This is a genomic window from Qipengyuania proteolytica (genome assembly GCF_019711565.1).
Taxonomy (GTDB): Bacteria; Pseudomonadota; Alphaproteobacteria; order Sphingomonadales; family Sphingomonadaceae; genus Qipengyuania; species Qipengyuania proteolytica.
Genome location: NZ_JAIGNN010000001.1, coordinates 188,325 through 201,293, shown reverse-complemented (window position 1 = coordinate 201,293; position 12,969 = coordinate 188,325). Strand labels below are relative to the sequence as shown.

11 protein-coding genes are annotated in these 12,969 nt (G+C 66.0%); 6 read left to right on the top strand and 5 right to left on the bottom strand.

Features of this window, described 5'->3' with window-relative positions:
- Nucleotides 1-17: 17 nt before the first annotated feature.
- The 4 genes from K3172_RS00865 to lptB all read right to left on the bottom strand — a co-directional run bounded on the left by K3172_RS00865 (nt 18) and on the right by lptB (nt 5,173).
- On the bottom strand, nt 18-1,814 hold the full coding sequence (locus K3172_RS00865; protein WP_221586598.1) for an SLC13 family permease: 1,797 nt from the start codon (nt 1,812-1,814) through the stop codon (nt 18-20).
- A gap of 160 nt (nt 1,815-1,974) precedes the next feature.
- The gene (gene ctrA / locus K3172_RS00860; RefSeq protein ID WP_142787809.1) at nt 1,975-2,670 is read right to left on the bottom strand and encodes a response regulator transcription factor CtrA; all 696 of its coding nucleotides are present in this window, start codon (nt 2,668-2,670) and stop codon (nt 1,975-1,977) included.
- Between the two features lie 143 nt (nt 2,671-2,813).
- On the bottom strand, nt 2,814-4,262 hold the full coding sequence (rpoN, locus tag K3172_RS00855) for an RNA polymerase factor sigma-54 (RefSeq protein ID WP_221586597.1): 1,449 nt from the start codon (nt 4,260-4,262) through the stop codon (nt 2,814-2,816).
- A gap of 125 nt (nt 4,263-4,387) precedes the next feature.
- Nucleotides 4,388-5,173, bottom strand: a complete 786-nt coding sequence (gene lptB / locus K3172_RS00850) for an LPS export ABC transporter ATP-binding protein (RefSeq protein ID WP_221586596.1) — start codon at nt 5,171-5,173, stop codon at nt 4,388-4,390.
- Between the two features lie 195 nt (nt 5,174-5,368).
- Here lptB and K3172_RS00845 point away from each other — a divergent pair, with 195 nt between their 5' ends.
- From K3172_RS00845 to K3172_RS00835, 3 genes are all read left to right on the top strand, one after another.
- Complete coding sequence (locus tag K3172_RS00845) at nt 5,369-5,737, top strand: hypothetical protein (protein WP_221586595.1); 369 nt, start codon at nt 5,369-5,371, stop codon at nt 5,735-5,737.
- Nucleotides 5,738-5,812: 75 nt separating this feature from the next.
- A complete protein-coding gene (locus K3172_RS00840) occupies nt 5,813-7,159 on the top strand; it encodes a TldD/PmbA family protein (protein WP_221586594.1) in 1,347 nt (448 codons plus the stop codon).
- Nucleotides 7,156-8,529 carry a mechanosensitive ion channel family protein gene (locus K3172_RS00835; protein WP_221586593.1) on the top strand — a complete coding sequence of 458 codons (1,374 nt, stop codon included), beginning with the start codon at nt 7,156-7,158 and terminating at the stop codon, nt 8,527-8,529. Before K3172_RS00840 ends, K3172_RS00835 begins: the two co-directional genes overlap by 4 nt.
- A gap of 251 nt (nt 8,530-8,780) precedes the next feature.
- Here K3172_RS00835 and ppa read toward each other — a convergent pair whose 3' ends face one another.
- Entirely contained in the window at nt 8,781-9,311 is a 531-nt protein-coding gene (ppa, locus tag K3172_RS00830; protein WP_221586592.1) for an inorganic diphosphatase, read from the bottom strand.
- 134 nt (nt 9,312-9,445) lie between these two features.
- Here ppa and hisS point away from each other — a divergent pair, with 134 nt between their 5' ends.
- The 3 genes from hisS (at nt 9,446) to prmC (ending at nt 12,798) form a co-directional block, all read left to right on the top strand.
- Nucleotides 9,446-10,693, top strand: a complete 1,248-nt coding sequence (hisS, locus tag K3172_RS00825; RefSeq protein ID WP_221586591.1) for a histidine--tRNA ligase — start codon at nt 9,446-9,448, stop codon at nt 10,691-10,693.
- A 213-nt stretch (nt 10,694-10,906) separates the two neighbouring features.
- On the top strand, nt 10,907-11,974 hold the full coding sequence (gene prfA / locus K3172_RS00820; RefSeq protein ID WP_221586590.1) for a peptide chain release factor 1: 1,068 nt from the start codon (nt 10,907-10,909) through the stop codon (nt 11,972-11,974).
- Nucleotides 11,971-12,798 (top strand): peptide chain release factor N(5)-glutamine methyltransferase, encoded by an 828-nt coding sequence (gene prmC / locus K3172_RS00815; RefSeq protein WP_221586589.1) that lies wholly within the window; start codon nt 11,971-11,973, stop codon nt 12,796-12,798. The genes prfA and prmC overlap by 4 nt, the downstream gene beginning before the upstream one ends.
- The last annotated feature ends 171 nt before the right edge of the window (nt 12,799-12,969 follow it).

The following is a 12,969-nucleotide window of genomic DNA, read 5'->3' as shown; positions in this document are numbered from 1 at the left end:
GCGCGCCCGTTAGCGGCTCAGGCGAAGAACATCCAGATTGCTAGCGAGGTCGCGATGCCGACACCGATGTTCATCGGCACGCCGATCTTCACGAAATCGGCAAAGCGATAATTCGCCGCGCCATAGACCAGCGTGTTGGTCTGGTAGCCGATGGGGGTGGCGAAGCTGGCGCTGGCCCCGAACATCACCGCGACGATCAGCGGGCGGGCATCCATCCCCGCCGCCTCGGCCAGCCCGATCGCCAGCGGCGTCATGATGACCGCGATGGCATTGTTGGTCACCGCTTCGGTCATCACGCTCGTCACGCCGTAGATCACGAATATCAGCAGCAGCGGCGAGCTCGCGGCGATATAGGGTTCGATCGCGGCGACGATCAGCTGGATCGTCCCGGCATTGTCGAGACCCTTGCCGAACGCCAGCATCCCGAAGATCAGCACCAGGGTATTGCCGTCGAGGCTCTCCCACGCATCGCTCGGTTCGATACAGCGGGTCAACAGCACGAAGGCAACGCCGCTTACGGCAAGGGCTTCGATCGGCAGGCCGAAGAACGCCGCGCCCAGGACGACGGCAGCCAGCGTGGCGATCGCGATCGGGGCCTTGCTGCGCCGGAACGAGCGCGCGGAGGTTTCCCCGACGTCGACGAATTGCATGTTGCCCTGCAGCGACTGGACCGCATCGCTGCCTGCCGCGACGAGCAGCCGGTCGCCCGGGCGCACGCGCACTTCGGCAAGGGTCGGCCCGGCGAGGTGGCGCGGGCGCGAGAGGCCCAGCACGCGCACCCTCAAGCGCGAGAGCAGCGGAATTTCGGCCAGCCGTTCGCCGACCACCGGATGCGAGGAGGAGACGACCGCTTCGACGATGCGGAGGTCGCGCGGGCGCTCGGGAAAGGCGGTCGCCACCCCGCCGCCGACGCCGACGAGACCGGTCCGGAAATCGGGTGCTTCGGCGAGTGAGGTGATCTCCTCGGGACTGGCCGCCACCACCAGCTGGTCGCCGCCCGCCAGGATTTCGTCGCCGAAATTCTTGCGCACCAGTTTCCCGCTCCGCATGATGCCCTGCACGGTCAGGCCGGGGCGCAGGGCGAAGCCGGCGTCGGCGATGCGCTGGCCGACATAGCGGCTGTGGGGATTGAGGGTGAGGTGGGTTAGGAAGAGGTCGCCGTCCGGCTCCTCGTCCTCGATCCTTGGACGGCGGTCGGGCAGGAGTGTTGGGCCGAGGAGGATGAGGACCGCGACCCCGGCGAGCATGGCCACTATGCCCACGCCGGTGATCTCGAAAATGCCGAAGGGCTGCTGGCCCTGTTCCTGCGCCACGCCGTCTACCAGCAGATTGGTCGAGGTGCCGATCAGCGTAAGCGTGCCGCCCAGGATGGTGAGATAGGACAGCGGGATGAGCAGCTTGGTCGTGGCGACGCGCAGCACGCGGGCGAGGCGCTTCACCACCGGGATCATCACGATCACGACGGGCGTGTTGTTCATGAAGGCGGACGCCGCCAGCGTCCCCGCACCGATCTCCGCCACCGCGAGGCGCGGCTTGCGCAGCGTGCGGCGCACGACCCAGCCGGATACGCCTTCGAGCGCGCCGGTCCGCAGCAGCGCGCCGGAAAGGATGAACATGGCCGCGATGGTGATCGGCGCGGAATTGGCGAAGGTCCCCAGCATGTCCTTCGGCGAAAGATAGCCCAGCGCCATCATCAGCACGCCTGAAACGACGGCAATCGTTACCGGCGGAAGCCGTTCCAACAGGAAGCCGATAAAGGTGAGGACCAGCAGGGCAAGGCCGATCTGGGCCGAATAGTCCGAGAGAATCGCCATGGAACCCGTTCAGCCTGTCACACTATCGCGCGGGAAATCGCAGATTGCCCAAATGCTTCCAAGCAAATTCGGCTTTGCGGCTGCGGAATGAAAATACGAAAACGCCCGGGGCTCGAAAGCTCCGGGCGTCCTCGCTAATCCCGTCCAGGAGTATTCGTTATCAGGCGGCTTCCGCCTCTTCGTTCGGATCGCGCAGCACGTAGCCGCGGCCCCATACGGTCTCGATGTAGTTCTCGCCGCCGCAGGCGTGGCTCAATTTCTTGCGCAGCTTGCAGATGAACACGTCGATGATCTTGAGTTCGGGCTCGTCCATGCCGCCGTAGAGGTGGTTGAGGAACATTTCCTTGGTCAGCGTGGTGCCCTTGCGGAGCGAAAGCAGCTCCAGCATGGCATATTCCTTGCCGGTCAGGTGGACGCGGGCGCCGTCGACTTCGACGGTCTTCGCGTCGAGGTTCACGGCCAGCTTGCCGGTGCGGATGATCGACTGGCTGTGGCCCTTAGAGCGGCGCACTACGGCGTGGATGCGGGCGACCAGTTCCTCGCGGTGGAAGGGCTTGGTCACGTAATCGTCGGCGCCGAAGCCGAACGAGCGGATCTTGCTGTCCATCTCGGCGATGCCCGAGAGGATCAGGACCGGGGTCTGCACCTTGGCGACGCGCAGCTTCTTGAGCACGTCGTAACCATGCATGTCGGGCAGGTTCAGGTCGAGCAGAATGATATCGTAATCATACAGCTTGCCGAGATCGAGGCCTTCTTCGCCCAGATCGGTCGAGTAGACATTGAAGCCTTCGGTCGTGAGCATCAGCTCGATCGCCTTGGCGGTCGTCGGTTCGTCTTCGATCAGCAGTACACGCATGGGATGTCCCCCGTTTGGTCCCTAGTGCCCCTTGGTAACCCCTCGCTAAGAGGTGTTCCCATGAATTAACCACAGCAGGTCTGAACGGAAAAGGTTAACGTGAGGTAAAGCGCGTTAACTTTTTTACGTGTTGCAGATCGGACTCACAAATTCTTCAGCTTCTTGGCGCGGCGTCTTTCTGCGCTCGAGCCGATGCCGATCGCCTCGCGGTATTTGGCGACGGTCCGGCGGGCGAGATCATAGCCCTCTTGCTTGAGCAGGCCTGCCAGCGCCTCGTCGGACAAGACCTTCTTGGGGTCCTCCCCCTCGCACAGGGCGCGGATGCGGGCCTTGATAGCTTCACTCGAGGCGCCTTCGCCATCGGCCGCGGCGACCCCGCTGGAGAAGAAGTACTTCAGCTCGAACGTGCCGCGGGGACACGCGAGATACTTGTTGCTGGTCACCCGGCTGACGGTGCTTTCGTGCATCTCGATCGCTTCGGCCACTTCGCGCAAGGTCAGGGGGCGCATCGCGGTAACCCCTTGGCGGAAAAAGCCCTCCTGCCGCTTAACGATTTCGGCGGCGGTCTTGAGGATGGTGCGCTGGCGCTGGTCAAGCGCGCGGATGAGCCAGTCGGCTTCGCCCAGCTGTTCGTTGAGCCAGGCGAGCGAGGCCTTGTCGCGCGCGCCGGCCTTCAGCTCGACATAATATTCGCGGTTCACCACCAGCCGCGGCAGGCTCGCCTCGTTTAGGCGGATGTCCCAGCCATCGGCTTTCGCGCCGACCAGCACGTCGGGCACGATCGCCGCCTCGCGGTCCCCGCCATAGCGGCAGCCGGGCTTGGGATCGTACTGCCGGAGCTCCGCCAGCATGTCGGCGAAATCCTCGTCGTCGACCTGGCACAGCCGCTTGAGCCGCGCGACCTCGCCCTTCACGACGAGGTCGAGGTTCTCGATCAGCCGCGCCATGCAGGGATCGTAGCGGTCGGCTTCCTTGGCCTGCAGCATCAGGCATTCGGCAAGGTCGCGCGCGCCCACGCCGGTGGGGTCCAGCGACTGGACGAGCAGCAGCGCGTCCTCGACCTCGTCGAGCGAAGCGCCGAGGTCCGCGGCAATGCTGCGCAGGTCGGTGTGGAGATAGCCCGCCTCGTCGAGCTCGCCGATTATGCGCGCGGCGATCAGCGCCTCGCCCTGCGAGTAGGACGCCGCGCCGACCTGGTCGAGCAGGTGCTCCGCCAGTGTCGGCCCGTCGCTCGAACGGTTTTCGAGATCGGGCAGTTCGTCGCCGAGTCCGCCCGATGACGCCGCACGGCCCCAGTCGCCCATGTCCCCCGGCGCCGCTTCGGGATCGAGCGCGTGGCTCGCGACGTCCAATGCTTCATTGCCGTCGAAGTCGGGAGCGCTGTCGTGCTCGCCCGGCTCGGGCGGTGCATCTTCGCCCGCCTCGCGGCGCACTTCGCCCATTTCGAGCAACGGATTGGATTCGAGCGCCTCGCCGACGAAGGTTTCGATCTCGAGATTGGACAGCGCCAGCAGCTTGATCGCCTGCTGCAGCTGCGGCGTCATTACCAGCGACTGGGTTTGCCGGAGGTCCAGGCGGGGGGTCAGCGCCATCGGGAAATGCTCAGGTCAGCGCGTGGCCTTCGACAGGCTCAGGCCGAGCGGGTTTTTCGCGGCCTTGAGGTGCCACACCCGCTCATGCTGAGCCTGTCGAAGCACACGCGCTGGTCCTGCCAAACTCACAGCGAGAAATTCTCACCGAGATACAGGCGCTTCACGTTTTCGTCCGCCACCAGGGCTTGCGGGGTGCCCGCGAACAGCACTTGGCCGCCATAAATGATGCAGGCGCGGTCGACGATCTCGAGCGTCTCGCGCACATTGTGATCGGTGATCAGCACGCCGATGCCGCGCGTCTTGAGATCCTTCACAAGGTCGCGGATGTCGCTGATCGACAGCGGGTCGATCCCGGCGAAGGGTTCGTCGAGCAGCATGATCGACGGCTTGGCAGCCAGCGCGCGGGCGATTTCGCAGCGGCGGCGTTCGCCGCCCGACAGCGCCATCGCGGGGCTGGCGCGCAGGCGCGTCAGGCCGAATTCGTCGAGCAGGCGCTCGAGCTCGGCGGCGCGGGTGTCGTCGTCCGGCTCGACCATCTCGAGCACGCAATTGATGTTCTGCTCCACGGTCATGCCGCGGAAGATGCTGGTTTCCTGCGGCAAGTAACCGAGGCCGAGGATCGCACGGCGGTACATCGGCAAATTGGTGACATCCTGCCCGTCCATCAGGATACGCCCGGCATCCGGCCGCACGAGGCCCATGATCGAATAGAAGCAGGTCGTTTTGCCCGCCCCGTTCGGGCCGAGCAGGCCGAGCACCTCGCCCTTGCCGACGCTGAGCGAGATATCGGTCAACACCGCCCGCTTGTCGTAGCTCTTGGCGATCGAAATGACTTCGAGCCCGCCCTGCGGGATCGGCGGTGCGGCGTCGTAAACCGGGTCGGCTACCGTGGTTTGGTCGATGTCTGCCATGGCCGCGACATAGGCAGGTGCGACGCGGCTGAAAACCCCGCGCGGGCGATTGATCGACGAAACTGGCAGGATTCGTGCATGGACGGTGTTACGCCCGTTGCGGGACAGTCCCGCGCAACATCCATGCGCGCGCTTGCCAGTGTGCCGCAAATTTGAAACAATACGACTCGGGTTGATAAAAACGGGGAGAGTGCTGTGACCAAGGCGCTTCACGAGAGCAAGACAGCCGGCGAAACGCGCGACTGGCGCAAGGCGATGAGCGACAATGTCGCGATCGCGCTGCTGGTCTACACCGCCCTGCAGATCTTCGTGACGGTCCAGGCGATGAAGGGTGCCATGGGCGGTTCGATGAGGATCGCCCCCTATTTTGCGCTCATCGTGCTGGTGGTCGCAATCATCCCATTCTGCCGCAAGTACGAGAGCCGCTGGACCCATCTGAATGACGAGCAGGCGCATGATCCCGCGTTGGCCGGTGCCTTCCGCCGTGACCAGATCGCGCTCTGGGCCCTGGCCATCGCGACGCCGCTGGTGCTGACGGGCATTTTCCGCGTCCTCTTCGCATAAGGCGTTCGCGCGGTTGCCACGGGCAGCCGCCGGCCCTACCTCCACCGTCATGACAAATGGCGGAAATCCCTCGCAATGATCTCCAGCGATGCGGCAGTCGCGCGCTGCCAGGACCTCGTCGAACTCGCGCGCAAGCATGGTGCGGATGCCGCCGATGCGGCCTGCCGGGCCAGCGCCTCCGAAAGTGTCTCGGTGCGGTTGGGCGAACTGGAAGAGGTCGAACGTTCGGAGAGCGAGGAGATCAGCCTGCGCGTCTTTGTTGGCCGGCGCTCATCCTCGATCAACACCAGCGATTTCGCACCCGAGGGACTCGCGATGCTGGCGCAGCGTGCGGTGGAAATGGCGCGTCTGGCGCCGGAAGACCCCTACGCCGGGCTGGTGCCGGAAGAGCGCCTGTTCACGGGCGACTACCCCGATCTCGAACTGTTCGATCCCGCCGAGCCGAGTCCGCAGGAGCTGCGCGAAGCGGCGCTGGCAGCGGAGGATGCAGGCCGAGCGGTGGCGGGCGTGACCAATTCCAACGGCGGCAGCGCCAGCGCCTCGCGCGGCGTTTTCGGCCTTGCCACCTCCAACGGTTTTGCGCGTGGCCACACCAGCGGCTCGCATTCGATCTCGGCCAGCGTGGTCGCGGGCGACAGCAGCGGGATGGAGACCGACTACGCCTATGCGACGAAGCGCTTCCGCGCGGACCTGCCCGATGCGGCGAGCATCGGCACCGAAGCGGGCGAGCGCGTGGTGCGCAAGCTCGGCCCGGGCTCGCTGCCGTCGAAGCGGATGCCGGTGGTGTTCGATCCGCGGGTCGGCAACGGCGTGCTCGGCCATCTGCTCGGCGCGATGGGTGCGCCGGCGATCGCGCGCAAGGCGAGCTTCCTGCTCGGGCGCGAGGACGAGGCGCTGTTCGACAACGCGATCCGCGTGGTCGAGGACCCGCACCGCAAGCGCGGCTTGCGCTCGCGCGTGTTCGATGGCGAGGGCGTGCAGGCCACCGCGCGGGCGCTGGTCGAGGGGGGACGGATTTTCGGCTGGCTCACCAATGTCGCCTCGGCCAGCCAGCTCGGGCTGGGCCTCACCGGCCATGCGAGCCGGGGCGGCGGGGGATCGCCCGGCGTTTCCGTGAGTAATGTCATGATGGAACCGGGCACCGCCAGCGTCGCAGAGCTTATCGCCGATATCGAGGACGGGCTCTACGTCACCGGCCTGTTCGGGCAGGGCGTCAACCTCGTCACCGGCGATTACAGCCGGGGTGCGAGCGGTTTCCGTATTATCGGCGGGGAGATCGCCGGACCGGTGTCGGAAATTACCATTGCGGGCACGCTGCCCGAGATGTTCCGGGCGCTGGTGCCCGCCAACGACCTCGAATTCAAATACGGCATCGATGTGCCGACCTTCCGGATCGACGGCATGTCGGTGGCCGGCGAATGATCGCGCGGCTGGTCCTCGCAGCGCTCCTGTTTCTGGCCGCACCGCTCTCCGCGCAGTTGCCCGAAGCCGCGCCCGCCGAACCGGCCGCGGCGCCCACGCCGGGCCAGACAATCGCATCGACGCAGGATGACGGCGCGGACGAGCGGATCGCCGAACGGATTACCGGCATCTTCGCCGCGCTTCCCGCATTTGGCCAAGTTACGGTCGAGGTTCGCGAGGGCGTGGTCACGCTGTCCGGCACCGTGCCTGCGGAAGGCGATGTCGCGCGCGCGGAAGAAATCGCCTCGCGCGTTTCGGGCGTCGTCACGGTGGAGAACGGGCTGGAGCGCGACGTGTCGCTCAGCGCCGGGACCGCGGGCCTGTCGAGCCTTGCCGATCGCTGGGCCGGACTGGTGCGGATGCTCCCGCTGATCGGCATCGCGCTGCTCGTATGGGCGGGTATCGTCCTCATCGGCTACCTCATCGCAGGCCTCGGTGCGCTCTGGCATCGCATTGCGCCCAACAGTTTCCTTGCCGACCTGATCGCCAGCGCGATCCGCTTCATCGCCATCGTCGGCGGCCTCGTCGTCGCGCTCGACATGATCGGGGCGACCGCGCTGCTCGGCGCGGTGCTCGGCGGCGCGGGCGTGGTCGGCATCGCGCTCGGTTTCGCGATGCGCGACACGATCGAGAACTACGTCGCGTCGCTGATGCTTAGCCTGCGCCAGCCGTTCCGCGCCAACGACTGGGTCAAGATCGACGACCGCGAAGGGCGGGTGATCCGCCTCACCAGCCGCGCGACGATCCTGATGACGCTCGATGGAAACCACCTGCGCATTCCCAACGGACAGGTCTTTCGCGCGGTGATCCTCAACTACACTCGCAACCCGCAGCGGCGCTTCGAATTCGAACTGGGCGTCGATGCCGACGACGATGCACGCGCCGCCCGCCAGCTGGGCCGCGATACGCTGGCGGGGCTCGACTTCGTGCTTGCCGACCCGCCGCCCGAGGGGCGCATCATGCAGGTCGGAGATTCGAACGTGGTGATCCGCTTCCTCGGCTGGATCGACCAGCGCGAGACCGATTGGTGGAAGGCGCAGAGCCAGGCGATCCCGGCGGTGAAGACCGCGCTCGAGGATGCCGGGTTCGGCCTGCCGGAGCCGATTTACCGCCTCCGCTTCGATCCGCGCTCGGCCAGCATTCCCTTCGCCCAGGACGGAGCGGCACTGCTTCCGGAACCGAAGAAGACCGTGCGGCAGGTCACCGTCACCGAAACCGACGAGGACGTCCGCCCGGCCGACGAGATCGTCGAAATGGTGGAGCAGGAGCGGCGCCAGTCGGGCGGCGGGCAGGAGAAGGACCTCCTCGACCACGCCCGCCCGGTGGAATGAATTCCGTAGGTGTCTCGCACCCGCCTCCGCGGGTGCGTCCTCGCTAGACGCGCAGCAAGCTGCGCCCGCTGCGGGCGCGTGGTCACGCTTGCCTCACTTCGTTCGGTGCTCTTGGAGGCTAGAGCTTGGCGCTGAAACCGGGCCGGCGGAGGCCCGGCCAGGGCGACTGCCCGCCCGCAGGGGCCCGTAGCGCAGCGGAGGGATCGCCCCGAGGACGCTCGCACGGATGTGCGAGCGAAAGGCCAAAAAGATCAGCTTCGCTGATAACGCTCGATCGCCTCGCGCACGATCTTGCGCGCTTCGGCGGCATCGCCCCAGGCGCCGACGCGGACCCACTTCTCGGCCTCGAGATCCTTGTAGTGGGTGAAGAAGTGCTCGATCTGCTGGAAGATGATCGAGGGCAGGTCCTTGGTCTCGCCGACGTCCGAGTAATAGGGGAAGGTCGTGTCGACCGGCACGCAGATCAGCTTCTCGTCGCCGCCATGCTCGTCTTCGAGATTGAGCACGCCGATCGGGCGCGAGCGCACCACGCAGCCCGGGATGAAGGGCGAACGCGCGATGACCAGCGCGTCGAGCGGGTCGCCATCGGGGCTGAGCGTGTGCGGGATGAAACCGTAGTTCGCCGGATAGCGCATCGGGGTGTGCAGGATGCGGTCGACGAATAGGGCGCCGGAATCCTTGTCGAACTCGTACTTCACCGGCTCGCCGCCCGTCGGCACTTCGATGATGACGTTGAGGCTCTCGGGCGGGTTTTCGCCCACGGGGATCATGTCGATGCGCATTGTCGCTCACTCTTTGTAGGTTGCGCCGCGAGGCGGAAACTGAAACGCCCCTCTCCCCAGAAAGACTTCGCGGCGCGCCCTAGCGGCTCGCGAAGCATTGCGGAAGGGGGACGATAGTCCTAATCGCGCCTGCCATGTCGAAAACCCCCCAAGCCATTCGCGGAACGCAGGACATTTTCGGGCCCGACGCCGAGGCCTTCGCCTTCGTCGTCGAAACCTTCGAACGCGTGCGCAAGCTCTACCGCTTCCGGCGGGTCGAGATGCCGGTGTTCGAGAAGACCGAGGTGTTCAGCCGCGCCATCGGCGAGACGACCGATGTGGTCTCCAAGGAAATGTACAGCTTCGAGGATCGCGGCGGCGACAGCCTGACCCTGCGGCCCGAGTTCACCGCCGGGATCGCGCGCGCCTATCTGTCGAACGGCTGGCAGCAGCACGCGCCGCTGAAGGTCGCGACGCATGGGCCGCTGTTCCGCTACGAGCGCCCGCAGAAGGGCCGCTATCGCCAGTTCCACCAGATCGACGCGGAGATCATCGGCGCGGCCGAGCCGCAGGCGGATGTGGAACTGCTCGCGATGGCCGACCAGCTGCTCAAGGAGCTCGGGATCACAGGCGTGACGTTGCATCTCAACACGCTGGGCGACGGCGACAGCCGCGAAGCCTGGCGCGCCGCACTGGTCGAGCATTTCCGCGCGGTAAAGGACGAGTTGAGCGAAGATTCGCAGGAGCGGCTCGAGAAGAACCCGCTCCGCATCCTCGACAGCAAGGACCGCCGCGACCAGCGTTTCGTGGCGGATGCGCCGAAGATCGACCAGTTCCTCTCGGACGATGCGCGCGCGTTCTTCGATGCGGTGACGAGCGGGCTCGACGCGGCGGGCGTGAAGTGGACGCGGGCGGAAAGCCTCGTGCGCGGGCTCGACTATTATCGCCACACGGCGTTTGAGTTCATCCCCGACGAGGGCAGCGAGGCGGCCGGAAAGCTCGGCTCGCAAAGCACGATCCTCGGCGGCGGGCGCTACGACGGGCTGATGGAAAGCCTCGGCGGCGCGCCCACGCCCGCGGTGGGCTGGGCCGCGGGGATCGAGCGGCTGGCGATGCTGGTGGGGGAGAAAATGCCAGAGCGCCTCGAAGCGATGGTACTGGTTGAAGACGACGCTGGCATGGCTGAGGCGATCAAACTCCTCGCCGAACTTCGCGCAGGCGGTGTGATTGCTGACATCATGGCCACTGGCTCTCCGAAGAAGCGCTACGACAAGGCCGTCAAGCAAGATCCGCAGCATATTCTGCGTGTCGATGAGAGGGGCTATCACGGGATTTCCGGAGAAGGCGATAGCAGCAAGATAGTCGCAGTACTGAGTAATCGAGAGCCGTCGCCCCGGACATGATACCGGGCTCACTGCCAGAAACCCTTTCCTACTCCGCCCCCGTTTCGCTATTGCGCGGGGCCTTCCGTCGGTGCGGTTTGGGCAAAGGGGGGGGCGAAAAAACGGCCCTTGTGTCGCCTTAACCGCTCAGGGCGCGAAAAAAGCATTGTGTTTCAATAGCCTGGAAATCCCTTGCAAAGGCGACACCGAGTCGCCTTTGTCGCCTTCGACCCCATGACCATCCCCGCCGAACGCCTCGACCAGATCGCCCACCGCTTCGCCGAGCTCGAAGCGCGCATGGCCTCGGGCCAGCTCGAGGGCGATGAATTCGTCAAGGCGAGCCGCGACTATGCCGAGCTGGAGCCGGTGGCCAGGGTCGCCGCCGAAGTGAAGGCCGCGCGCGAGGAGATTGCGAGCCTCGAGGCAATGCTCGCAGATCCTGAGATGAAGGCCATGGCCGAAGAGGAGCTGGCGACGCTCAGGAAGCGCTTGCCCGAGGCCGAGCGCGAGCTCTCCCTCGCCATGCTCCCGCGCGACAGCGCCGATGCCAAGCCCGCCATGCTCGAAATCCGCGCCGGCACGGGCGGCGACGAGGCGGCACTGTTCGCCGGCGACCTCTACCGCATGTACGAACGCTTCGCCGCCGAACAGGGCTGGAAGGTCGAGCCGGTCAGCATGAGCGCGTCCGAAGTGGGCGGCTTCAAGGAAATCGTCGCCAACGTCACCGGCACCGGCGTTTTCGCGAAACTCAAGTTCGAGAGCGGCGTCCATCGCGTCCAGCGCGTGCCCGAGACCGAAAGCGGCGGGCGCATCCACACCTCGGCGGCAACCGTCGCCGTGCTGCCCGAGCCCGACGAGGTCGATGTGCAGGTCGAGGAGAAGGACCTCAAGATCGACACCTATCGCGCCAGCGGGGCGGGCGGCCAGCACGTCAACACCACCGACAGCGCAATCCGCATCACGCACTTGCCGACCGGTCTAGTGGTGACCTGCCAGGACGGGCGCAGCCAGCACAAGAACCGCGAGAAGGCGATGCAGGTGCTGCGCGCGCGGCTCTACGAACAGCAGCGCGACGCGGCGCACGGGGCCGAGGCCGAGGCGCGCAAGGCCATGGTCGGCTCGGGCGACCGGTCGGAGCGCATCCGCACCTATAATTACCCGCAGGGCCGCGTCACCGACCACCGCATCGGCCTGACCTTGCAGAAGCTCCCGCAGATCATCGCCGGGCCGGGCCTCGGTGAACTGGTCGACGCGCTGATCGCCGAGGACGAGGCCAAGCGGCTGGCGGCGATGGAAGAGTGAGGGTCGGCGACGCGATCCGCCTGGCAGCCGAGCGTCTTGCGGACGTCAGCGACACGCCGCGTCTCGACGCGGAATACCTCATGTCGCTCGCATCGAAATTCCCCCGGACCGACCTCTGGCGGCTCGATATCGATGGTGCCTCAGTGCCGGACGGGTTCGATGCACTGATCGAGCGCCGCCTTGCGCGCGAACCCCTGGCGTATATCCTCGGAAACCAGGAGTTCTTCGGGCGAACGTTCAGGGTTACGCCAGACGTCCTGATCCCGCGTTCGGACAGCGAGACCCTGATCTATGCCGCAAAGGACGTGGCGGGCGGCGCGAAGCGAGTGCTGGACCTCGGTACGGGCTCGGGCGCACTGTTCGTGACTGCGCTGCTGGAGATCGAAGGGTCCTCGGGCATCGCCATCGACGCTTCTCAGGCCGCGCTGTATGTCGCGGAAAACAACGCGCAGATCCTTGGTCTTGGTCGCAAGCAGGCCAAATTCGCCTTGCGCGACTGGACGAACGAAGGCTGGTCGGACGACCTCGGCCAGTTCGACCTGATCCTGTGCAACCCGCCCTATGTCGAGGACGATGCCGCGCTCGATCCCGACGTCCGCGACTACGAACCGGCTTCGGCCCTGTTCGCCGGACCGCAAGGGCTTGACGACTATCGGGCGATCGTCCCTCAGCTTGGCAAGCTTCTTCTGCCTGGCGGGGTAGCGATACTCGAAATCGGCTCGACTCAAGCGGATAGCGTGGGCGGGATTGCCCGCGACTCGGGGTTCTCGGTAGAGCTTCGACGCGACCTTGCGGGACGCCCCCGGGCACTGATTCTCAGATAAGGCTTGGCAAAGCCGATTCGACCCTCTACCTCTGGCCGCAGGCCAGTGGTGCGCGGCATGTCCGTCCCACCGGTCGAAGCTCCGACATCTGCAGCTACGGTGCATGGCCACGGCCCTGCATACCATGCACGAAACGGAGCACGTGCCATGCGACAAGCGCGGGCGCGCAAG